The 23,838-nt window shown below is 38.6% G+C and carries 23 protein-coding genes; 7 read left to right on the top strand and 16 right to left on the bottom strand.

All coding sequences use genetic code 11. The features are described from left to right. Positions 1-155: 155 nt before the first annotated feature. Both ttcA and A3Q33_RS01335 read left to right on the top strand, forming a co-directional pair. Complete coding sequence (gene ttcA, locus A3Q33_RS01330; protein WP_081178170.1) at positions 156-1,088, top strand: tRNA 2-thiocytidine(32) synthetase TtcA; 933 nt, start codon at positions 156-158, stop codon at positions 1,086-1,088. Between the two features lie 239 nt (positions 1,089-1,327). Next, a complete protein-coding gene (locus A3Q33_RS01335; protein WP_081178172.1) occupies positions 1,328-2,098 on the top strand; it encodes an outer membrane protein OmpK in 771 nt (256 codons plus the stop codon). 127 nt (positions 2,099-2,225) lie between these two features. On the opposite strand, the gene A3Q33_RS01340 is transcribed toward A3Q33_RS01335, so the two are convergent. The 4 genes from A3Q33_RS01340 to A3Q33_RS01355 form a co-directional block, all read right to left on the bottom strand. Next, positions 2,226-3,074, bottom strand: coding sequence for a glucosaminidase domain-containing protein (locus A3Q33_RS01340; RefSeq protein WP_231295757.1), 849 nt, complete (start codon positions 3,072-3,074; stop codon positions 2,226-2,228). Positions 3,075-3,141: 67 nt separating this feature from the next. Beyond that, a complete protein-coding gene (locus A3Q33_RS01345; RefSeq protein WP_081178174.1) occupies positions 3,142-3,930 on the bottom strand; it encodes a hypothetical protein in 789 nt (262 codons plus the stop codon). A gap of 121 nt (positions 3,931-4,051) precedes the next feature. Beyond that, positions 4,052-4,600: a DUF1415 domain-containing protein gene (locus A3Q33_RS01350; RefSeq protein ID WP_081182164.1), complete on the bottom strand. Its 549-nt coding sequence runs from the start codon at positions 4,598-4,600 to the stop codon at positions 4,052-4,054. Positions 4,601-4,654: 54 nt separating this feature from the next. Beyond that, positions 4,655-6,442, bottom strand: a complete 1,788-nt coding sequence (locus A3Q33_RS01355; protein WP_081178176.1) for an ABCB family ABC transporter ATP-binding protein/permease — start codon at positions 6,440-6,442, stop codon at positions 4,655-4,657. A 448-nt stretch (positions 6,443-6,890) separates the two neighbouring features. On the opposite strand from A3Q33_RS01355, the gene A3Q33_RS01360 reads away from it, so the two are divergent. Continuing rightward, positions 6,891-7,493, top strand: coding sequence for a DUF2937 family protein (locus A3Q33_RS01360; protein ID WP_081178178.1), 603 nt, complete (start codon positions 6,891-6,893; stop codon positions 7,491-7,493). An 82-nt stretch (positions 7,494-7,575) separates the two neighbouring features. On the opposite strand, the gene A3Q33_RS01365 is transcribed toward A3Q33_RS01360, so the two are convergent. The 10 genes from A3Q33_RS01365 to thrS form a co-directional block, all read right to left on the bottom strand. Then, positions 7,576-7,869, bottom strand: a complete 294-nt coding sequence (locus A3Q33_RS01365) for an integration host factor subunit alpha (RefSeq protein WP_081178180.1) — start codon at positions 7,867-7,869, stop codon at positions 7,576-7,578. 3 nt (positions 7,870-7,872) lie between these two features. Continuing rightward, the gene (pheT, locus tag A3Q33_RS01370) at positions 7,873-10,284 is read right to left on the bottom strand and encodes a phenylalanine--tRNA ligase subunit beta (protein ID WP_081178182.1); all 2,412 of its coding nucleotides are present in this window, start codon (positions 10,282-10,284) and stop codon (positions 7,873-7,875) included. A gap of 12 nt (positions 10,285-10,296) precedes the next feature. Then, a complete protein-coding gene (gene pheS, locus A3Q33_RS01375) occupies positions 10,297-11,277 on the bottom strand; it encodes a phenylalanine--tRNA ligase subunit alpha (protein ID WP_081182167.1) in 981 nt (326 codons plus the stop codon). A 316-nt stretch (positions 11,278-11,593) separates the two neighbouring features. Beyond that, entirely contained in the window at positions 11,594-12,886 is a 1,293-nt protein-coding gene (locus A3Q33_RS01380) for an ammonium transporter (RefSeq protein WP_081178184.1), read from the bottom strand. A gap of 69 nt (positions 12,887-12,955) precedes the next feature. Then, entirely contained in the window at positions 12,956-13,294 is a 339-nt protein-coding gene (locus A3Q33_RS01385) for a P-II family nitrogen regulator (protein ID WP_081178185.1), read from the bottom strand. Between the two features lie 344 nt (positions 13,295-13,638). After that, positions 13,639-14,742 carry a phosphoribosylaminoimidazolesuccinocarboxamide synthase gene (locus A3Q33_RS01390; protein WP_081178187.1) on the bottom strand — a complete coding sequence of 368 codons (1,104 nt, stop codon included), beginning with the start codon at positions 14,740-14,742 and terminating at the stop codon, positions 13,639-13,641. A 204-nt stretch (positions 14,743-14,946) separates the two neighbouring features. Next, positions 14,947-15,303: a 50S ribosomal protein L20 gene (rplT, locus tag A3Q33_RS01395; RefSeq protein WP_077284679.1), complete on the bottom strand. Its 357-nt coding sequence runs from the start codon at positions 15,301-15,303 to the stop codon at positions 14,947-14,949. 15 nt (positions 15,304-15,318) lie between these two features. Continuing rightward, complete coding sequence (rpmI, locus tag A3Q33_RS01400) at positions 15,319-15,513, bottom strand: 50S ribosomal protein L35 (RefSeq protein ID WP_081149668.1); 195 nt, start codon at positions 15,511-15,513, stop codon at positions 15,319-15,321. A 180-nt stretch (positions 15,514-15,693) separates the two neighbouring features. Beyond that, positions 15,694-16,248: a translation initiation factor IF-3 gene (gene infC, locus A3Q33_RS01405; protein WP_081178189.1), complete on the bottom strand. Its 555-nt coding sequence runs from the start codon at positions 16,246-16,248 to the stop codon at positions 15,694-15,696. Between the two features lie 92 nt (positions 16,249-16,340). Next, positions 16,341-18,251 carry a threonine--tRNA ligase gene (gene thrS, locus A3Q33_RS01410; protein WP_081178191.1) on the bottom strand — a complete coding sequence of 637 codons (1,911 nt, stop codon included), beginning with the start codon at positions 18,249-18,251 and terminating at the stop codon, positions 16,341-16,343. Positions 18,252-18,665: 414 nt separating this feature from the next. On the opposite strand from thrS, the gene A3Q33_RS01415 reads away from it, so the two are divergent. Further along, a complete protein-coding gene (locus tag A3Q33_RS01415; protein ID WP_196798028.1) occupies positions 18,666-19,376 on the top strand; it encodes an START domain-containing protein in 711 nt (236 codons plus the stop codon). Positions 19,377-19,556: 180 nt separating this feature from the next. On the opposite strand, the gene A3Q33_RS01420 is transcribed toward A3Q33_RS01415, so the two are convergent. After that, on the bottom strand, positions 19,557-21,203 hold the full coding sequence (locus A3Q33_RS01420; RefSeq protein ID WP_081178195.1) for an NAD(P)/FAD-dependent oxidoreductase: 1,647 nt from the start codon (positions 21,201-21,203) through the stop codon (positions 19,557-19,559). A gap of 196 nt (positions 21,204-21,399) precedes the next feature. On the opposite strand from A3Q33_RS01420, the gene fdxA reads away from it, so the two are divergent. From fdxA to A3Q33_RS01435, 3 genes are all read left to right on the top strand, one after another. Then, the gene (gene fdxA, locus A3Q33_RS01425; protein ID WP_081178197.1) at positions 21,400-21,732 is read left to right on the top strand and encodes a ferredoxin FdxA; all 333 of its coding nucleotides are present in this window, start codon (positions 21,400-21,402) and stop codon (positions 21,730-21,732) included. 110 nt (positions 21,733-21,842) lie between these two features. After that, positions 21,843-22,709 carry a fructosamine kinase family protein gene (locus tag A3Q33_RS01430; protein WP_081178199.1) on the top strand — a complete coding sequence of 289 codons (867 nt, stop codon included), beginning with the start codon at positions 21,843-21,845 and terminating at the stop codon, positions 22,707-22,709. 146 nt (positions 22,710-22,855) lie between these two features. Next, on the top strand, positions 22,856-23,062 hold the full coding sequence (locus A3Q33_RS01435; protein WP_502687209.1) for a CPXCG motif-containing cysteine-rich protein: 207 nt from the start codon (positions 22,856-22,858) through the stop codon (positions 23,060-23,062). 94 nt (positions 23,063-23,156) lie between these two features. Here the strand turns inward: A3Q33_RS01435 and A3Q33_RS01440 are convergent, their stop codons facing one another. Next, the gene (locus A3Q33_RS01440; RefSeq protein WP_081178201.1) at positions 23,157-23,777 is read right to left on the bottom strand and encodes a riboflavin synthase subunit alpha; all 621 of its coding nucleotides are present in this window, start codon (positions 23,775-23,777) and stop codon (positions 23,157-23,159) included. Positions 23,778-23,838: the final 61 nt, after the last annotated feature.

Genomic DNA, 23,838 nt, shown 5'->3' on the forward strand with positions numbered 1-23,838 from the left:
ATCGTCATTCAAGTTAGCTATCTAATTTGTGCAATAAATCCTTCAAAACTATTTTTCAAGTATCTATTAATGAGTTAAATAAATTCTCAAAGTTCAACTTTGTTCATTAAGTTACTTCGGCTATACTACGCGCGCATATTTACTAGGAATATATTATGAGCGCAGTTTTAAAATCGGCCTTAACTCCAAGCCAAAACACACAGTTAGAAAAGCTTGAAAAACGCTTACGACGTCATGTTGGCCAAGCAATTGCCCAATACAATATGATTGAAGACGGCGATAAAATTATGGTGTGTGTCTCAGGCGGCAAAGACAGTTATGCCATGCTTGAAATATTAATGCGTTTAAAAGAGTCTGCTCCTATTCACTTTGACTTAATTGCCGTTAACCTTGATCAAAAGCAACCCGGTTTTCCAGAGCATATATTACCGAATTATCTTGAATCAATTGGTGTCGCATACCAAATCGTTGAAGAAGACACTTATGCGATCGTTAAAGAGAAAATTCCTGAAGGGAAAACCACTTGTAGCTTATGCTCGCGTTTACGTCGTGCATTGCTGTACAAAGCCGCTAAAGCGTTAGGTGCCACTAAAGTTGCCTTAGGCCATCATCGTGACGATATGGTTGAGACATTAATGCTTAATATGTTTTATGGTGGCAAGCTTAAATCAATGCCAGCAAAGCTTGTGTCTGACAACGGCGAACACGTGGTTATTCGCCCACTAGCATTTTGTAAAGAACAAGAACTCATTCAGTATGCTGCGCTAAAACAGTTTCCTATTATTCCTTGTAACTTATGTGGTTCGCAGCCTAACTTACAACGTCAAAACATTAAGGCTATGTTACAAGATTGGGATAAAAATCATCCTGGGCGTATTGAGTCTATGTTTACAGCGATTAAAAATGTAGTGCCTTCACATTTATGTGACAGCGAACTCTTTGACTTTAAAAACATCAACTCAAGTTCAGGGGTTATTGCTGGTGGCGATACCGCTTTTGATCAAGAAACCTTTAGCCAAGCGGCACCGGAAGTTAATCCCCTTAAGCTTAATAGTGCTGATTTTTTACAAGTTAAAGAAATAACATAAGTTAACGCTGTTTACTTACGGTTATTTATAAAAACCGTGCAAAACACATGAGACATAGTTTCAGTGCCACAACATAATTTCAAAGTAACCTGCGAAACTTATGTTGTTGCCGCATTTTTAGTTATCAATATTCAATCAAAAATCGAATCAAAAATCGAATCAAATCTACCTTGTATTTAACGGTAAAAGTGTGCATTTAACTATCTTTACTATCATATTAACTCATCGGAAAATAACCAATGTCTATCACCTCAACAATCTGTAAATCTATTATTTTTACAAGCTTAGCCATAGCAAACGCTGCCAGTGCTGAAACACTTTGGAGTGACAACTCCATTAGCTATTTAAAGAATGTTAACGAATTTCAGCTTTTAGAAAATGACAATATTAATGTTATAACGTTTGAACATGCCTCAGGGCATAACTGGGGAGACGTATTCTTTTTCGTAGATCGCATCACCGCAAGTCAAGACCAGAACAACGGTCATTATGAAGAAACCTACGGCGAATTATCAGCACGACTTAGCTTAAGTTATTTAACGGGAGAGAAATTAGCCTTTGGTGCTATTTCTGATCTATACATTGCAGGCATTTACGAGCATGACACTGGTAATAGCAATAACTTTGGTTTTGGCTTTAATAATTACTTATTAGGTGTTGGTGCATCATGGGATGTTAAAGGCTTTAGCTACCTAAGCAGCAATGTTTACTTGGCTGATAATGACGATACAGATAATGACTATCAACTGACCCTTGCATGGGGCTATCCTATTGCGCTGGGCAACCATGACATTATTATTGATGGTTATATAGATTGGTCATCTGCGGCTGACGATCATAGTGCTGACTTCCACTTTAATCCACAAGTTCGTTTAGATGTTGGCAAATATTTTGGTAAGCCTAAGTTTTTTGAAGTCGGTATTGAATATTCATATTGGCATAACAAATTTGGTATTAATGGCTTAGATAACGAAAATACCGTTAGTGCTATGGTAAAAGTACATTTATAAGACGTTAGAAAACGGTAGTTTATAGTTTGAGCCTATAACTACCGTTGTTTAGTCAAGTACGAGATACTGGACAATATCTCTTGTGTCTAAAAATCAAAACTACTTAATCAAAACTACATAATCAAAACTACTTGGTATTTATAGCGAAATACTGCCGATTATGTCGGATCATCTCGGTAAGTTCTAACACATAGTCAGCACCGCGTTCAGAGTAAGCGGTTAAACCGGTCGCAAGAATTTCTGGCGCTAATGGCTGCTCTTGCTCTCGTAACTGACCGCGAATAAGTCTAAAAACCTTATATGCGCTATGAGTATTAATGTTGTGTAAATACCGTCCAACGCCTTGCCTTACAGAACTATAAGCCGCTACTTCGTGTTTTGCGCCAGTATTACGACTACCAGGTACCATGCCACACCCTTCGCTATAGCACCAAACTCCAAAAAAATTCAAACCAATTCTAGCGAAACGAGAAGTGCCCCAAGCAGATTCATTCGCTGCTTGTACTAAAACCAGTGCAGGTGGAATTACATCAATTTTAAGTTGTAACTCATATAATTGTTTTAAAAGAGAGAACTTTTTACTGACTTTATATTTTGTGATTAAGCTAGCCACTATCGCGTCATCTTCTGCGCTAAACGGTTGCTCTAAGGTTAACTGTTCAATTAAACGTTCAACTTGTGCACGCGACGCCAATATTTTTTTATTTTCTGCATATACCGCTGGCTTTATAAAAGAAAAAAAGCGACGTTTTTTCTCTTTTACGTCTCGAATTTTTGCAAAGTCAGGTAAATTAACATCATGTAGTGGTTTTTCAACAATTTTAATGACCTTTTTAGGCGTTTTTTTCACCACTACTTTTTCGACTGGTTGTGTCTCTTGTTCTACCTTTAAAAAAGTAAAAGGGGCAATTAAGCCTAATCCTAGCAAGGTTATACATATCAATCCTAAAAAGCTTTGCTGATTAATTTTTATCAAACTAATAACTCCTTATGCAATTTTATTAAGTATGATCTACTGTGCATATTCTGCAAAGTATTAACCATTAGGCAGAAAAAGTGTCACTTATTGTGCTGCTTTGATCTGCAGATGTTTGCATCTGTAAACCAAATATTTCACGGTATAAAATTCCTTTAACGTTATAAAATAGTGGTGCTAAATAAGCTAAACAAAAAAGAAAAAATGCGATAGCAATAAAACCAAGTTCAGAAGCCCCTGCAGCAGCTACAGGCAAGGCTGATATTAATACCGCCAACGCCAATATCAGATAAATAGAGAAAATTTTAAACCATTGAAAACGCGTAGCTTGAATACTCACAGAAATTGCTTTTATCGGTGACATTTTCTTTTCTACCACTAAAGGCAACACTAATGACAAAGCGACAGCTAAAAATATTCCAGGTAAATAAAATAACGTTAAACCTATTGTCACTAAAGTCGAAGTCAGTAACGCACTAACCGCAACCCAGCTACCACGTTTTAAAAAGGCAAAAATCAATTTAGGGCGAGTTTTTAAACCAACAGAGTGAAAAACCCCCATCATTTCAACACCCACAATAAATGGATAAACGACCAAGGTAACAATAATATTGAGTAACGTAGCCGATTGTTGGTCTTGAATGGCGACTTCAATTCCCCCTAGTTGGCTGCTTACGATCATTGAAACTAGCATGCCAATGATTAAACAAGTTAATAGCCCCAAATTAATCGCCATGCGCGACTTTAACGTAATTTGCCATGCTTCTTTCAATATAGCAGCCACATCAAGCGAGTATTCGCCTTTCACCGCTTCTTCAACACTACCACCAACTTTTACAACAGGAAGTTTTTCCACAAAAATATACCTAATGAGTAAGCGTATTAACAACGCTTATTTAATCTGAATTGCCGCCAGTATATCGTAATTCAAAGCGGTGTGTGAATAAGCAGAGAGAAGTTATTAACATTATGAGGAACTAAGGGCTGTTTTTAATCTGCTTCAATAAGGTTTGAAAATAGTTAGCGCCTTTCTTTTCGGCCAAAGCGATATTATTTTCGGGAATAGTTTCAGGATTTTTATATACGCTTAGCACTCTCTCCATGCTTTGTTCACGAATTAAATGTAACGTAGGATATGGCGAGCGGTTGGTAAAATTACTGGCATCATCATAATCAGCGTCAGCAAAGCAATATTCAGGATGAAAAGTTGCGACTTGAAAGATACCTTCAAAGCCATATTGCACGATAATTTCGTTAGCTTCATCGACCAAGTCTAAAAAACGATTAAAATCTCTAAAGCCTTGTTCATAAATGAGCAAACTGGTTTCGACTTCAGGCTGGTCTTGTAAGTAATGACATTGTGCTAAAAATTCAACTAAAGCTGACTTTAATTGTGTTTTATCACTGGCATGATAATAAATAGTTTGGTTAACAAACTCTTTTTTTGCGAACGGACAAAAGTTTAGCCCAATAATAATTTGTTCTAGCCATTGCTTGGTTTGTTCAATTTCATGTTTTGTAGTCATAACCATTTACTCAATATTGTTCTAATTCACTGCGGATATTTATGCCCAATGCTATTAACTGTTATCACTTTGTTGCAGTTGCCACATTTTATAATAATGGCCTTTTTCAGCTAATAAGCCCTGATGTGTGCCCTGCTCAATAATCTCACCTTGTTGCATAACAATAATATTATCCGCGTCTACAATGGTCGATAAGCGATGCGCAATCACTAAACTGGTTCTATGCTGAGCAACTTCTTTAATTGCGCTTAAAATTGCTTGCTCTGATTGGCTGTCGAGTGAGGAAGTTGCTTCATCAAACACCAAAATACGCGGATTTTTCAAAATAGTACGAGCAATAGCGACACGTTGTTTTTCACCACCTGAGAGCTTTAAGCCACGCTCTCCAACAATTGTTTCTACGCCTTCAGGTAACCTGGTAATAAAATCTGATAAATGCGCAAGTTTAAACGCGTTGTTAACCATTTCCACATTAGCTTCAGGTGCGCCATAATTAACGTTGGCAAAAAGGGTATCGTTAAACAACACAGTGTCTTGCGGCACAATACCTATGTTTTTTCGTAACGAGTGCTGTGTCACTTCACGTATATTTTGCCCATCAACGGTTATTCGGCCACTGTCACAATCATAAAACCTAAATAACAACTTAACTAAGGTCGACTTTCCTGAGCCGCTTTCACCAACTACCGCCACTTTTTGCCCAGGTTTAATGGTAAATGAGATGTTTTGGATGATCGGCCTTTTTACGTCATACGCGAACGATACACTTTCAAATTTAATTTCAGCTTCAGTTAAGGTCAAAGTAGTGGCGTCTTCACTGTCTTCTACTTTTGGTTTCTTTAGCATCAAGTCAAACATATGTTCGATATTAGCCAGCGAACCTTTGATTTCACGGTAAACAAATCCTAAAAAGTTCAACGGAATAAAAAGCTGCATCATAAAAGCGTTAATCAGTACAAAGTCGCCTAAGGTCATTTTTTCATAGGTAACTTGATATGCTGCTAAGGCTAACATTGCCGTCATTGAACACGATATAATAAGCGCCTGGCCGCCATTTAAAGCAAATAAAGATAATCGATTCTTCATTTTCGCCTGCTCCCAAGTCGCCAATTGGCTATCGTAAGCTTTTGACTCAAACTCTTCGTTAGTAAAGTACTTTACTGTTTCATAATTAAGTAAACTGTCGATAGCTCGGGTATTACTTGAAGAGTCAGCCTTGTTCGCCTCGCGTATAAAACGTGTGCGCCAATCAGTAGCATAAACAGAATATCCGACATATAGCACAATTGATGAAAGCGTAATTATCGCAAACCAAATGCCATAATTAAAAAATAAAATCCCGACCACCATAATAATTTCTATTAAGGTTGGGATGATATTAAAGATCATAAAGCGCATCAAAAAATTAATGCCAGAGGTGCCGCGATCGATGTCACGTGATAAACCACCTGTTTGGCGATTTAAATGAAAGTCTAAATCCAATTTATGTAGGTGCTGAAAAACTTTTAAGCCAATTCTGCGAATCGCCCGTTCTGTAACTCGGCCAAATAAGGTATCGCGAATTTCAGCAAATATAACAATGGTGAGCCGAACTAAACCATAAGCGCCAACGAGTGCAAATGGTACTAAATAAACCCGGTTCTCTTGTTGTGTATCTAATACATCAACAATGTCTTTCAGAATAAAGGGCAAATAAACACTCGCAATTTTAGTCAGGACTAAACACGCTAATGCAAAAAATATCCGTGTTTTAAATTCGAATAAGTAGGGCAGCAAAAGTTTAACAACACGCCAATTAAAGGTCGTTACTTCATGTTCACTCTGGTGGGAAGATCTGCGCATAATAGCTGGTTATTTCCGCTTAAATTGTGATTGTTATATTGATAAGTATATTAACATCGATACTTTACGAGTTCTGAAAAATTATCTTTAAAGCTATAAGTTAAGTTATTTATTAAGTTATCTTTTAAGTTATCTTTTTAAATTATACTCGTGAGTTATAACAGTTTATACAAGAGATATTGACTAAGTGATTAGCTTATAAAAACTTTACGTGTAAATAATCCTACGACTGCATGATTGATTAACTCAATACTGTTACATAAAGACTATTTACTCGACAAGGCAGGAACATATTGTTCTAAAGTCTTTTAAATAAACAGCTTATATTTACCGTTTTAATTAGCACATAATAGATCGCCTAATTACTGAAGTTGACATTATTGGCAATGAACTTTTCCAGTAGTTGTGCTAACGTGATGCTACTCTATTCACAAGGTAACTAGCAATTATGTTTGCGTTAATTAACAATGTTATTGATCGTTGTTTTTTCACGGTTACTTTTATATTAGGCGTGCAGCTGCCTGAATTTATGCAGCAATATCAGCAGCGCTTAGCCGGCCATCTAGCGGAAGCTACATCGCAATTAGGGCAATTTGAGGTAATCGCACAACAACACTTCGAAGGCAGCCTTACCGCCATGATCACCCGCTATAAAGACAATACTGAATCGTCTATTATCAATACAGGTGAGCTTATTGAACGTTTGTCATTTCGTGTTGATTACTTAGCAAATCATTTAGCACAGATAAACCAATCTGATTACCTAGAGAGTGTTTATCAATTAATTTGGCATTTAGATAAACAAATTGCTACTGGCACCGCTGAGCATTTTGCCATGGCGATACCCCTTGAATTAAACGCTATTGCCACGGGTGGCACACTTGCGATTGGTGCACTGCTGTTAAAAGAGTTAACGGTTTTTGCTGTTAAGCGCCCTTTTAAAGCAAAAAAAGTTAAGAAAGATAAAGTTATTGAAATTACTACGAGTGCTGAAGATACTGAAAGACCTGAGAGTGCAGAGAGTGCAGAGAGTCCTGAGAGTAAACCTTAAATTTTAGTCATAAAAAAGGTTGCCGAAGCAACCTTTTTTTATATCTTAACAATGCAATATTGGGCAATGTTGGCTTGCTAACTTATTCGCCGTTACCGTCTTCAACGCGACTTTTAAGTTTTTGACCTGGACGGAATGTCACCACTTTACGTGCTGAAATTGGAATATCTTCACCCGTTTTAGGATTACGTCCTGGACGTTCGCTTTTAACACGAAGGTCAAAGTTACCAAAACCAGACAATTTAACTTGCTCGCCTGCTTCTAAGGTTTCACGAACTTCTTCGAAAAACACTTCAACCATATCTTTAGCGTCGCGCTTACTTAGCCCAACTTTTTCAAATAAATGTTCTGCTACTTCTGCTTTTGTTAGCGCCATTATTTAATCCCTCAAGGATGCATTTAGTTCAGTTTTCAATGTATCAACCACTCGGTTAACTACGTCAGTGATATCCTTTTCTTCTAAGGTTTTATTATTATCTTGCAATGTCATTGCTATTGCTAAGCTTTTAAAACCACTTTCTATACCATTACCTCGGTATACATCGAACAAGTTTAGATCAACTAAATAATTTCCGCCAACCTTTTCAATAAGTTGTAGTACTTTATTTGCACTAACTTGCTCATCAATCACTACAGCGATGTCACGTCTATTCGCCGGAAAGCGAGATATGTCGCGTGCTTGCGGGATATTTTGTGTACAAACTTCAGCCAATAAAAGCTCAAAAACTAATGTGCGACCATTAAGGCCCAATTTACGTTCTAATTCAGGATGTAAGGCTCCAACGTGTCCAACTAGCACACCATTTTTGTGAATTGCAGCGGTTTGACCCGGGTGTAACGCGTCAATTTCAGCCTTAGAAAACACAAAATCACTTACGTTATTTGTTAAACCAAGTAGTGCCTCAACATCAGATTTAATGTCATAAAAATCGCTTGCTGCTTTTTCGATGTCCCAATGTTCTTCACTACGTTGACCACTTAAAACACCGGCGATCATATTATCTTGGCGAACACCATTTTCGACACTTTCATCAGGAATAAAACGCAAACCGCTTTCAAATAGGCGTACGCGGTTTTGTTGTCGATTTTGATTATAAGCAACAGATTGTAATAAACCGGTCCATAAACTCACGCGCATTTCTGACATTTCAGACGAAATTGGATGCGGTAAGGTCATAGTTGCTTGACCAGGATGCAATTGCGCTTGTACTTTTGGATCAACAAAACTGTAAGTTATAGCTTCTTGATAACCGCGATTAACTAACACATTACGTAATTTGCTTAACGGTAACTGTGCTTCTTTTTGCTCACGCATGGCTAATGTTGCTTTTGGCGAAACATTAGGAATATTGTTGTAACCAAAAATTCGAGCAACTTCTTCAATTAAGTCAACTTCAATGCTGATATCAAAACGGTACGCTGGCACAACAACAGTCCAAACTTTTGCTTGGTCTGCGCCAGTTTCAGTAACATTAAAGCCTAAGCGCGTTAATATTTCAGCAACGGTTGTATCTTTAATATGATGTCCAATACGGCCATCGAGTTTTGCACGACGTAAGGTAACGGTTCGCTCAGCCGGAATATTTTCTATCGATACAGCTTCAACGATTGGGCCGGCTTCACCGCCAACAATTTCAAGCAGTAATTGTGTTGCGCGTTCCATAGCATCACGTTGCAATTGTGGGTCAATACCACGCTCATAACGGTGCGATGCGTCTGTATGTAAACCATATTGACGGGCTTTGCCTAAAATAGCTAAAGGAGCAAAGAAAGCACTTTCTAAGAAAATATCTTTTGATTCGTTAGTAACACCTGAGGCCAAACCGCCAAATATACCGGCCATAGCCAATGCTTTTTCATTATCCGCAATCACTAAGGTTTGTGTTGATAATGTCACTTCATTACCATCGAGCAAGGTCAGCTTTTCAGCTTCATTAGCGAAACGTACGTTAATGCCGCCTGCTATTGCTGATAAGTCAAAGGCATGCATTGGATGTCCTTGCTCAAGCAATACGTAGTTAGTCACGTCAACCACAGGGTCAATTGAGCGCGTACCACAACGGCGTAGCTTTTCTACCATCCATAAAGGCGTTTGGGCATTGATATTAATGTTTTTAATCACGCGACCTAAATAACGCGGACAGGCTTTCTCAGCTGATAAGGTAATGGCAACGGTATCGTCAATCGTTGGTGTAACCGCTGTAATTTCAGGCTCAGTTACACTTAAGTTATTTAATACACCAACTTCACGTGCAAGACCTTTTAAGCCAAGACAATCGCCACGGTTCGCCGTTAAGTCAACGTCGATAGTTACATCGTTAAGATCAAGATATTCACGCACACACATACCGATTGGCGCGTCACTTGCTAATTCCATGATGCCGTCAGCACTTTCAGATAAACCTATTTCTGACTCACTACACAACATGCCATGCGATGGAACGCCACGAAGTTTCGCTTTCTTAATTTTAAAGTCGCCGGGTAAAACAGCGCCAACAGTTGCGACAGCAACTTTTAAACCTAAACGACAATTTTTAGCACCACAAACAATATCGGCAAGCTCGCCGTCATTGTAATCAGGTCCTAAATTAATTTTTGTTACTTGTAATTTATCCGCATCAGGATGAGGACCACATTCAACTACTTCACCAATCAATACACCGGTAAATTCACCTGCAACAGGTTCTACGGCGTCAACTTCAAGACCAGCCATGGTAATTTGATGTGCTAATTCATCTGAAGATATAGCAGGGTTTACCCACTCACGTAACCAAGATTCACTAAATTTCATTATATGGCTTTCCTACTTGAACTGTTTTAAGAAGCGAAGATCATTTTCGAAGAATGAACGTAAGTCATTTACGCCGTAACGTAACATAGTTAAACGTTCAACCCCCATACCAAAGGCAAAACCGGTATAAACTTCAGGATCAATGCCAACACTGCGCAGTACATTTGGATGCACCATGCCACAGCCTAAGACTTCTAACCATTTGCCATTTTTACCCATAATGTCTACTTCTGCAGACGGTTCAGTGAATGGGAAATATGACGGGCGGAAGCGTATTTCTACTTCTTCTTCAAAAAAGTGATGTAAGAAGTCATGTAAAACACCTTTTAAATGCGTAAAACTGACGTCTTTATCAACCATTAGGCCTTCTACTTGATGAAACATAGGCGTATGGGTTTGGTCATAATCGTTACGATAAACTTTACCTGGCGAGATAATACGCAAAGGCGGTTGTTCTTTTTCCATGGTGCGAATTTGCACGCCAGACGTTTGCGTACGCAACACTAACTTAGGATTAAAGTAAAAAGTATCGTGGTCTTGGCGCGCTGGATGATGCTCTGGAATATTCAAAGCATCGAAGTTATGAAAGTCGTCTTCAACTTCTGGCCCTTGCTTGACTGAAAAGCCTAAGTCACCAAAAAAACTCTCGATGCGTTCGATGGTGCGCGTAACTGGGTGTAATCCGCCTAGCTCATCACCACGACCGGGTAATGTTACGTCGATAGATTCTGCCGCAAGTTGTTGTTTAATAACTTCTGCACGCAATAATTCGCCACGTTCAGTCAACAATTTTTGTACTTGCTGTTTAGCGATGTTAATCACTTGACCCGCTTTGGGCTTTTCTTCTTTTGGTAACTTACTTAGGCCTTTCATTTGCTCTGTGAACAAACCTTTTTTTCCTAAGAAGTTAACGCGAACTTGGTCAAGTTCTGCAGGATCAGTCGCCGCAGCAATTGCTTGTTCTGCCTGCAATATAATATCGTCTAAATTCATGAGTTCCTCTAAAGCGTGTTTAAAGCGCCCATAGTTTTTTAATACAAAAATATAGGGCATTAACATCGGCCTGATTTTGGCCTTTAGCTAGACTTTTTCGATTAATAAAATGGTGAATGATTTTACACAAAAAATAGCTATTAGAGTAGAGTAAATCTGCGCTTTTCAAGAAAAAACTGGTGATGATTAAGTTTTATTTTCTAAAACTAGGATATTTTGACAGTAATGGGGTTTTAAAATTGAAATTTATCGAGGTAGGAGGATTAGGAAAAGGCCTTTTATCGCCTTTTCCTATGATAGATTAATCAGTTATAAATTACATGTTATAACCAACTTCGTCATGCTCTGTTAAATCTAAGCCGGTGGTTTCCTGCTCTTTCGAAACACGTAGACCATTAGTCATTAACGCCACTAATTTAAACAAAATGTAAGATACAACAGCAGTATAAAGAATAGTTGAACCGATACCAATAAGTTGTACTGTGACTTGCCCTAGCATCGTAGTAATGCCTTCAGCGTAACCAAAACCACTAAATGCTCCTAGCTCTGTTGAGGCAAAAACCCCCGCAAGTAAAGTCCCTAAAATACCGCCAATACCATGTACTGGGAATACATCTAACGAGTCATCAATTTTAAGTTTATGTTTGATATAAACCGTAGAATAAAAACAAATAATACCCGCTGAAACACCAATAATTAACGCGCCGCCCGGCCCTACGAAACCTGAAGCTGGTGTAATAGTACCAAGACCTGCAACCATGCCTGTTACGGCACCAAGTACACTGGCTTTACCAAATTTCTTCCACTCAATAGCAGCCCAAGTAAGCGCCCCAGCAGAAGCTGAAAGATGCGTAACTAACATCGCCATTGAAGCATCACCATTAGCAGCTAACGCACTACCGCCATTAAAGCCAAACCAACCTACCCATAGCATACCCGCGCCAGTGACTGTCATAGTGAGGTTGTGAGGTAACATAGGTGTTTTTGGAAAGCCGTGACGCGGCCCAAGCACTAACGCAGCCACAAGTGCCGCAACACCGGCAGTAATATGAACAACAATACCACCAGCAAAGTCATAAACGCCCATTTGTGCAAGCCAGCCGCCGCCCCAAACCCAATGAGTCACTGGAGCATAAACCACTAAAAGCCATAATCCTGAAAACAGTAACACCGCAGAAAACTTCATTCTTTCAGCATAAGCACCAATAATTAGCGCTGGTGTTATCACCGCGAAGGTCATTTGAAATAACATAAATAAACTTTCAGGAATGTCACCTGAAAGTGACTCTTTGGTCATGCCAACCATCAGCACTTTACTGAAATCGCCGATCCATGCATTACCTTCCCCAAAGGCAATACTGTAACCAACGATAAACCATAAAATTGATGAAAGGCCGGCAATGGCAAAACATTGCATTAAAATTGATAGAATATTTTTACGACGCACTAAACCGCCATAAAATAAAGCCAATCCCGGTAAAGTCATCAATAACACTAGTGCAGTGGCGGTTAATATCCACGCAGTATTAGCACCGTTAAGGCTTGGCTCGACCGCAAAGCTTGGAACTGAAAAGCTTAAAGCTAAAAGTGTGATAATTATTTTATTCATTTTTACATCCACTATTTATTTCTTATTTTGGCTTAACACAGCCAAATGTATCAACGCGATAAGGCAAGTTTAAATAGCGTCATCATCTGTTTCGCCAGTACGAATACGAGTAATGTTTTCAATGTTGGTGACAAATATTTTTCCGTCACCTATTTTTCCGGTCTGAGCCGAGCTCACAATAGTCTCAACAACGCGCTCAGCGAAATCATCTTTAACCGCAATTTCAAATTTTATTTTTGGCAGAAAGTCGACCGAATATTCAGCTCCGCGATAAAGTTCGGTATGGCCTTTTTGACGACCAAAGCCTTTAACTTCTGTGACGGTCATACCATCGAGGCCAATTTCGTTTAGCGCTTCGCGAACATCATCCATTTTGAAGGGTTTAATAATTGCTGTTATTAGTTTCATTTGATCACCTTAAGTGCATTCACTTTAATTTTATTTATAAACTTCATTATTTGAATAACACTAAGCACCATTTATACCCAAAATATAAAACACAATAAATACAATAAATTAAGTTATATACAGCAAGTTAATCATAATCAACAGGCACCAAACTAGTGCATAAAAACACCAAAAAAGTGCAATATTGGTGCAGCCAGTAACCTTTGCCTCAGAAATGGGCAATTAAATATATTTGGGATTGGCAATACCAAAGGGTCTACCGGGAGCAATTACCGAGATGGCTAATGCCTGAGCATAAAAAAGCCCCGCTATTGCGAGGCTGTTTAATGCTTAATCTCTAAAACCTAGTCAATCAGTTGATATTCATCACGTAATATATCAATAATTTCTTGTTTAGGATTTTGCGATAATACAATTTTTTTACCGATAACTTTTTCTGCAATCGCAAGGTAAGTTGCAGACAAGTCCATTAACACTGAGGCTGGTAACTCATTCTCACGAGCCAGTGCCTCACGTTCTGTCATCCGGTCTTTATTCAAAAGAATATCAGGATCAGGGAAGTGACTGAGTAATAACTGACGGAAACCTTCTTTAGAGTTTTCTACAATATTGCCAGCGCGATATTGCTCGCCGTCCCAAATACGTGATGAATCAGGCGTGCCCACTTCATCCATATAAATAAGCTTGTCATTACCATTACGGTCTTTGACATAACCAAACTCAAATTTAGTATCAACAAAAATTTGATCAAGCTTGCCTAATGCTGCTGAAATAACGTCAAAGCCTTCCGTTAATAACTTTTCGTACAAGGCAATATCTTCAGTTGACTTGAAATTAAAAGCAGCGAAGTTATCTTCAATATTTTTACGCGTAATATTGACGTCATCAACGGCTGGTACGCCAGGAATATCCTGTAAAATACCTTTAGTTGATGGTGTTTGCAGTAATTGTGGTAACTTACTGTCTTTTTCTAGGCCATCGCTGAGTTCAATACCACAAAATTCACGTTCGCCTTTAGCATACGAGCGCCACATTGAACCGGTGATATATTGGCGACATATAGCTTCTATCATCACAGGTTTAGCTTTTTGCACGATCCAAACAAACGGGTGCGGAATATCCAGAATATGGCTATCCGCTAAACCTTGCTCTTTAAATAATTTAAACCAATGATTAGAAATGGCATTTAATGCTGCACCTTTGCCAGGAACACCTTTCATGCCTCCCTCACCGTGCCAAATACAGTCAAATGCTGAAATTCGGTCACTGATCACCATAATCGCTAAAGGTGTATCTTGTGCAACATCATAGTTTTTTTCTTGAATTAAGCGACGACTGTCAGCTTGAGTTAACCAATAAACAGAACGTACTTTACCGCTATGAACAGCAACATCAGTACGGATAGGCAAATCATTATTTACCGCTAGAATTTGATCAGCAAGACTCATAATAAGACCTTTACTTCCTATAATTAAATTAAACTTTTAAACTAAACTTTTAAATAAACAGGCTTGATTTGGATTTGATAAACCAGCTTAGTTACGGTTCATTTTATATGATTTGAATTTTCCTGACTTTTCAGTCAATTTTTTTAATTTCTAAAAAAGAAAAGGACGCCATAGGCGTCCTTATCTCAGAGCTAATATCTCAAACTATGCTAAAGAAGCTTGCGCTTTTTCAACTAAGAATGTGAAAGCTGCTTTATCGTATACTGCGATGTCAGCTAGGATCTTACGATCGATTTCAATAGAAGCCTTTTTAAGACCATTAATGAAACGGCTGTAAGATAAACCATTTTGACGAGCTGCTGCATTTATACGAGCAATCCAAAGTTGACGGAATTGACGCTTACGTTGACGACGGTCACGGTATGCGTATTGGCCAGCTTTAGTTACAGCTTGGAAAGCAACGCGATAAACGCGACTACGGGCACCGTAGTAACCTTTAGCTTGCTTTAGAACCTTCTTGTGACGTGCACGTGCTTGTACACCACGTTTTACTCTTGCCATTTTCTATCTCTCCTATTAACCGTGACGTAAAAGTTTTTTAACTGACTTAATGTCAGCTGCGGCGATCATGCATTTAGCACGAAGATGACGCTTAACTTTAGTACGGCGTTTAGTCAAAATATGACGAAGACCGGCTTGTTTAAATTTATAGCCTGTGGCTGTCTGTTTAAAGCGCTTTGCAGCACCTTTATTGGTTTTCATTTTAGGCATGTTAATAACTCCGCATTGTTATGCCAAATATAAAGTAAACTAGGCGAGAATTTCTAAGCGCTTAGCGGTTAAGCTAAGATATTGAACTCTACTTGTAGGCCTTGTTTACCAGCTTAAAGATAATAGCGGTGAGCTAAATATTTCGAAAAATACGTAGCTGCTTGTAAAACCGGGTATTATCTATTTTTTAGGGGCTAAGACCATCACCATTTGACGCCCTTCCGCTCTACGAGGGAAAAACTCGACTACGGTCAATTCTTCTAAATCGTTTTTAACGCGAGTTAGAATTTCAAGACCGAGTTCTTGGTGGGCCATTTCACGGCCACGGAAACGTAATGTTACCTTGACCTTGTCGCCGCCTTCTAAAAAGCGCTTCAGGTTGCGTAGTTTTACCTGATAATCGCCTTCATCTGTTCCAGGACGGAATTTAATTTCCTTAACCTGTATTTGTTTCTGGTTTTTACGTTGTTCTTTCTGCTCTTTAGCCTTTTCATAGATAAACTTACCGTAATCCATAACTCGACAAACAGGAGGTTTTGCTGTTGGGCTGATTTCTACAAGATCGACACCTGCGTCCTCTGCTTGGTCCATAGCTTCATCTAATGTAACTATGCCACCGGGTTCGCCGTCATATTTAATTAAACGAACTTCATTGCCCAGAATACCTGTGATTAACTCATTTAAGCGATGCGCCGGCTCTTTTTGTCCGCCACGTTGTCCACCTTTAATAGCCATGTTCCTCCAAAGAACGTTGTGACCAAGTAAGCACTAGTTTTAGCTTACTTGGGTTAAATAATAATATTACGTGTTTTTTTATTTCAAAGTGCTTATCGACGGTTTTTAACTTCGTCCGATAATTTAGTAATAAAGTCGTCTACCGACATTGTACCTAAATCTTCACCACTTCGAGTTCGTACTGCAATTTCGCCAGTTTCCATTTCTTTATCACCGACAACTAACAAATACGGAACACGCTTTAAAGTATGCTCGCGGATTTTAAAGCCTATCTTCTCATTTCTCAAGTCTAGTTTTGCTCTAAATCCACTTTCTTTCAGTTTTTTTGCAACTTTTTGACAATATTCGTCTTGTTTGCCCGTAATATTCATCACAGTTGCTTGAATTGGCGATAACCACGTTGGAAATTTGCCAGTGTACTCTTCAATCAAAATTCCGATAAAACGTTCAAGTGAACCTAAAATTGCACGATGGATCATGACCGGAATGTATCTTTCGTTGTCTTCACCAACATAAGTTGCGCCTAAACGCTCTGGCAAAGCAAAATCGAGTTGTACAGTACCACATTGCCAAGCACGTCCCAAACAATCCATTAAAGTGAATTCAATTTTAGGACCGTAAAATGCGCCTTCGCCTGGTAAATATTCAAAAGCGATATCACTATCGGTTAATGCTTGGGCAAGACCGGCTTCAGCTTTATCCCAAATTTCATCACTACCAATACGATTTTCTGGTCGAGTAGACAATTTTACCACAATATCTTTAAAACCAAATGAGCTATACACGTCGTATACCATTTCGATACATTTGGTGACTTCGGCTTGCACTTGTTCTTCCATACAGAAAATATGTGCGTCATCTTGAGTAAAGCCACGTACGCGCATTAAACCATGTAAAGACCCTGAAGGTTCATTACGGTGACAACAGCCAAATTCAGCTATGCGCAGTGGTAAATCGCGGTAAGACTTTAACCCTTGGTTAAATATTTGTACATGTCCTGGACAGTTCATCGGTTTAATCGCGTATTCACGCTTTTCAGACTCAGTGGTAAACATGCCATCAGCATATTTATCCCAATGACCTGACTTTTCCCAAAGACTGCGGTCCATCATCATCGGTGCTTTAACTTCGTCGTAATCATATTCGTGTAATTTTTCACGAATGAATTTCTCTAACTCTGTATAAATAGTCCAACCATCGTTATGCCAAAACACCATGCCTGGTGCTTCTTCTTGCCAATGGAAAAGATCTAAGGTTTTACCAATTTTACGGTGATCACGTTTTTCAGCTTCAGCTAATCGTACTATATAAGCTTTAAGTTGCTTTTTATCAGCCCAAGCGGTGCCGTAAACACGTTGCAACATTTTGTTGTCTGAATTACCACGCCAATAAGCACCCGCAACTTTCATCAATTTAAAATGATGACAATGACGCATGCTCGGTACGTGTGGTCCACGACACATATCAATATATTCTTGATGATGATAAAGCGCAGGGGTATCTGACTTATCGATATTCTCATCAAGAATTTGTAATTTATAACTTTCGCCACGCTCAGTAAACGCGTCGTAAGCGTCTTGCCACGTACCGGTTTTCTTAACAACTTCGTAGCCGGTACGCGCTAATTCTGTCATGCGCTTTTCTAGCTTAACTAAATCGTCTTCGGTAATTGACTCTTCTAGGTCAACATCGTAATAGAAACCGTTATCGATTGTCGGCCCAATGGCCATTTTGGTATTAGGCCATAACTGCTTAATAGCATGGCCTAATAAATGCGCGCAAGAATGACGGATGATCTCAAGACCTTCGCTGTCTTTACTGGTAATAAGTTGCAGCGCTGCATCTGCTTTAATTAATTCACAAGCATCGACTAACTCGCCATTGATGCGACCAGCAATGGTGGCTTTTGCCAATCCAGGACCGATATCTAAGGCAACGTCCATTACAGAAACAGCTTGTTCAAAAGAGCGTTGACTACCGTCGGGAAGCGTAATTACAGGCATGTGTTTTCCTTTGTTCAGTGGCGACACACACTAAGTGCCGCTTGAGTATAAATAATACCAAGTGAAATAAATAATCGATCATTCTAAGATGGTTTAAATGTCCAATATCTGCGTTACTTTCAATCCCAATAGCCAGCTATTGCTCAATCAAGTGCCTTAATCTTGAATATTTATACTCGCTTATAATTGCTCACTTACTTAATTCAATTGGTATAATAATTTTTATAACAACATTATTGATTATTAAACAATTAATGACGCTATATAATGCTAAATTCGATACTATATCGGTGGCTATTAACACAATGAAATGAAAATAATAAAATTTGCGTTAAAGCGAGCACGGGAATATAGGGTAATTCGCTATAATTTGCAATGCACAGGACGAGTATATTGAGCCAGCAAGTAAAAAAAATGATGACATTAAAAGTGCGGATGATTTTCAGTGCTTTGCTTAGCTTATATTCAATTAATAGTTTAGCGATACAAAACACTGCTGAAATAGCCAGTAAAGCCAATGATAAAGCTCAAGAAATGCCTTGGAAATTATGGCGTACAGACGATTATTTCAAGGTAAGCTATCGTATAGATAGCGTGAAAAATTTAATTGAAATAAAAGCACAAGCTGAGCTTACATCAACGCTTGCTGGTTTTCTTTACTTTATTGAAGACTTAGAAATGACATCTCACTGGTTAGACAATGCAGAGTCAGCGGTAATGATTAGTGAAATAGCGACTAATGAACATATTTTCAAAACTCGTTTCAAAAGTATATGGCCATTTTCAGCACGCGAGATAGTGGTTTATTCTCGATATTGGCAGAATCAGGATCTATCGATAGAAATTTTGCTTGAAGACTATGGTGATAACATTGCAAAGACCGATGACGCCATTCGCATGCAAGTGTTAAGCGCGCATTGGAAAATTATACCGACTCAGCCTGAGCGCATAAGTATTACTTATCAGTTTAAGGTTGACCCTAAAGGTAACATTCCACAATGGCTAGCCAAACCGATGGCACTTAACAGTATTTGGACCACACTCAATAATATGAGAGAGCAGTTACCTAAAAGTAAATTCCAGCAACAAATTAAAACCGATATTCAAGAAATACAACATAACTAACTAATGCATGAATCAAATGAATGCTAAGTTAGCTTCAAAGTTATTTACTTCACTTCAAAAGTACAGTGTTCACTTCAAGGTTAAAGAGTTCACTTCAAGATACTGTCACGGTAACTTGAAGTGCCTGATCGCCATAATGAGTTAAGGCTTAGAATAGATAATTAACTGATTGTTTATACGTTATTGGTGGTTTTTAAGCATAGAAAGCGCCATAGCTTCAGCGACTTTAATCCCATCAATACCTGCAGATAAAATACCGCCTGCATAACCTGCACCTTCACCCGCTGGATACAAACCTTTGGTATTAACACTTTCTAAGCTGTCTTTATCACGGGTAATATTAATAGGAGACGAAGTTCGAGTTTCAACAGCCGTTAAAGTGGCATCGGCCATTGAGAAACCTTTTATTTTTCGCTCAAACGCAGGTAGTGCTTCACGAATAGCTTCAATAGCATAAGCAGGTAAGGTTTCACTTAAATCACAGTACTTCACACCCGGCTTATATGAGGGTTCAACAACACCGTGCTCACCACTTTTTCGTCCGGCTAAAAAGTCACCCACTAATTGCACAGGTGCATCGTAGTTTTCACCGCCGAGTTTAAATGCGGTTTCTTCAAGTCGGCGTTGAAACTCAATGCCGGCAAGTACGTTATCTTTACTGCCATTTTCATCATAATCTTCTGGAGATATTCCAACGACAATGGCGCTATTAGCGTTACGTTCATGACGTGAATATTGGCTCATGCCGTTTGTAACCAAGCGGCCTTCTTCAGATGCCGCTGCGACTACCGTGCCACCAGGGCACATACAAAAACTATAAACTGAACGGCCATTTTTACAATGGTGAACAAGCTTGTAGTCAGCCGCACCTAATATCGGGTTACCGGCATTATCGCCAAAACGAGCATCGTCAATTACCGATTGTTCATGTTCAATTCTAAAACCAACTGAAAAAGGTTTGGCTTTAATAAAAACACCTTTTTTATGCAACATTTCAAACGTATCACGGGCACTATGTCCAATAGCTAGCGCAATATGTTTTGTATTAATGACCTCACCCGTTGCTAACGTTAAGCCAGTAACTTGCATATTGTCGCTGTTATCATCTGCTTGGGTAAAATGAATATCATCAACACGCTGGTCAAAACGCACTTCACCACCAAGGCGATGTATTTCAGCACGCATTTGTTCAACCATAGTCACCAATTTAAAAGTACCGATGTGCGGCTTGCTTACGAATAATATTTCGCTTGGCGCACCCGCATCAACAAACTCGTGCAGCACTTTACGGCTATAATGTTTTGGATCTTTAACTTGGCTGTAAAGCTTGCCGTCAGAAAACGTACCCGCGCCACCTTCACCAAATTGAACATTAGATTCTGTATTAAGAATTTTTTTCCGCCAAAAGCCGAAAGTATCTTTAGTACGCTGACGTACTTCACTACCACGCTCTAAAATAATGGGGTTAAAGCCCATTTGCGCTAACAGTAACCCTGCAAATAAACCACAAGGTCCCATACCAATGACGACTGGGCGCTCGGTTAGGTTTTCTGGCGCTTGTCCAACAAACTTATAACTAGTATCTGGGCTGGCTTTAATATTTTGATCACTTGAATGTTCAGCAAGCAGCTGTTCATTCTTTGTAGTCTCTACATCTAAGGTATACATCAAAATAATTTTGCTCTTTTTACGCGCATCGTAACCACGTTTAAAGATTGAAAAACTTGTTAGCTGCTCAGCAGTGATTTTCAATGTTGCAAGAATGACTTGCTCTAAGTCTTCAGGTTGATGATTTAGCGGTAATTTGACGTTAGTTAAACGCAACATATTGTGTATCCAAAGCGAGACTAGGGTAAAAATTGGCGCTATTTTACCTGATAGTACTAGCGATACCAAACACAAAGCTAAAACAATAATTGAATTTGTTCGCTAGCAAGGTATGATCCGCCTATTAGTCGCAGAAATGTAGTCGCATAAATGCGGATAAATTTGAACCACCAACAGATAAACTAAGCAGAGTAAAATGGCGTTTGTAGTAACTGATAATTGTATTCAATGTAAATACACAGATTGTGTCGCAGTTTGCCCTGCCGATGCCTTTCATCAAGGACCCAATTTTTTAGTCATTAACCCTGACTCATGTATTGATTGCGACTTGTGCCCTGTTGAATGCCCCGCCGACGCTATTTATGAAGAAAGTGAAGTGCCTGAGAGTCAAAAAGACTTTATTGAACTTAACGCCGAACTTGCTAAAACATGGCCCGTAATCACCGACGTTATTCCTGCTCCTGCTGATGCAGACCAATGGGATGGTGTGCCCAATAAAATTGAAAATTTAATTATTGATATCGAATAGTTAAATAGCGCTCCATTTAGCCTTGTTTAAGCAAGATTACGTCATTATTACGTTTATTTCTCATCCTCTACTATAATTGCTAATTAGTGCAGCCTGGTGGGTACGTGAACATGTGGCAAAATATTGAACGAGATATATCACAAGTAATAGGTGAAGAATTTAACATTAAGCATAAACAATTAGTCACTGGTGGTGACATAAATTTATGCTATTGGTTAAGTGATTATCAGCACAATTATTTTATAAAACTAAACGATAAGTCTCGGCTGCAACAATTTGAAACCGAGGCATACTCTTTAGAAAAAATTAAACAGCTTAATACCATTGCATGCCCAAACGTTATCACCACAGGTACAACGTTAGACAAAAGCTATTTAGTTTTAGAATATCTCCCTTTTAATCATACCGGCACTAAAAACTGGTTATTGTTTGGTAGACAACTAGCCAACATGCATCAACAATCATCACATGGTCAATTCGGTTGGCAACACGATAATTACATTGGTAATACACAACAACCTAACGACTGGCAAAGTAATTGGCGAACATTTTTTGCCGAGCAACGCATTGGCTGGCAATTGCAACTGCTTGCTGAAAAATCAATTATTTTAGGTGATATCGAACATATTATTCGAGTCTGTCATGACGCCTTATTACATCATCAAGTCACCCCTTGTTTAGTGCATGGCGACTTATGGCAAGGCAATATTGGTTTTAGCGATAATAGCGTGTTTATTTATGATCCTGCCTGTTATTACGGCGATCGTGAAGTTGATCTCGCCATGACAGAATTATTTGGTCAAATGCCAGATGAATTTTATCAAGGCTATCACGAGGTTTACCCGTTAGAAAACGGCTACGAAAATCGTAAATTAATCTACAACTTTTACCATATACTTAATCATGCAAACTTATTTGGTGGGGTTTATGTTGAACAATCTAAGAGTAACTTAATTCGAATTTTAGCACTGCATTAAAGCCAGTAAATGTATCTGATTAGTCATACGCATAGTTGAGTTGAGTTCAGTTGAGTTTAGTTTTTTAATATCTCAACACTAGCACTTTTATGAAAATTGACCATACTAAAATCTACAGTTCATTCAGTTAAAGTCTAGGAGGCAGCATGCCCCATAAGATTAAAGAACAACGTATAAAATGCCCACACTGCGGCCATAATATTCATGTTAGCTTAGACGCCACTGAAGGCGACCAAGATTATTATGAAGAGTGCCCTGCCTGCTGCATGGAAATGCATTTGAATTTACATATTGATGAATACCATAAAAAAATTCAATTGGCGGTAGCTAGTGATAATGAGCAGTACTTTTAAACCCGTCGTTGTTTAGACAATGCGTTAAATGACAATACATTAAATATTAACGCAACGTTAAACGGTCAAAATATACTGCACTATCCTATTAAGGTTAATGGTTTAACTTCATGCGCTCAATGGTTTCAACAATGGTCATAGTTTGCTGATCAATTTCAATATTAACTTTATCGCCAACAAGCACATGTTGTAAGTTGGTACGCGACAACGTTTCAGGTATTAAATGTACCGAAAATGTCTCAGCTACTTCAGCGCCTAATGTCAAACTGATGCCATTGATACTAATAAAACCTTTGGCAAAGATATATTTTTGATATTCAGGCGCTATGGTAAAACTTATCGTGCAATTATCTTGGCTATCAATACGATTAACCACAGTGGCTTGAGTATGAACATGGCCGCTGAGCATATGTCCGCCAATTTCATCACCAATTTTTAACGAGCGTTCCACATTAACCATTGTCCCTATTTCAATTTCAGCAAGGTTAGAAACCCGCAACGTTTCATCAATAACATCGAAACTTATAAAGCTGCTAGCGTCGTCTAAACGGCCAAATTCAACAGCTGTTAAACAAACGCCATTTATCGAAACGCTAGCGCCAATTTCAAGGTTAACTATAAGTGAGTTTTCTAACGCGATTTTTAATCTTATCGCATTTTCTTTACTAATTATCGCAATTACTTCAGCTTGTGATTGCACTATACCGGTAAACATATATTATCCAGATAAATACTCTATTTTTTGCTATCTTAGCAAGAATAACCTGATGATATAA

It is taken from the genome of Colwellia sp. PAMC 21821 (genome assembly GCF_002077175.1).
Lineage (GTDB): Bacteria > Pseudomonadota > Gammaproteobacteria > Enterobacterales > Alteromonadaceae > Cognaticolwellia.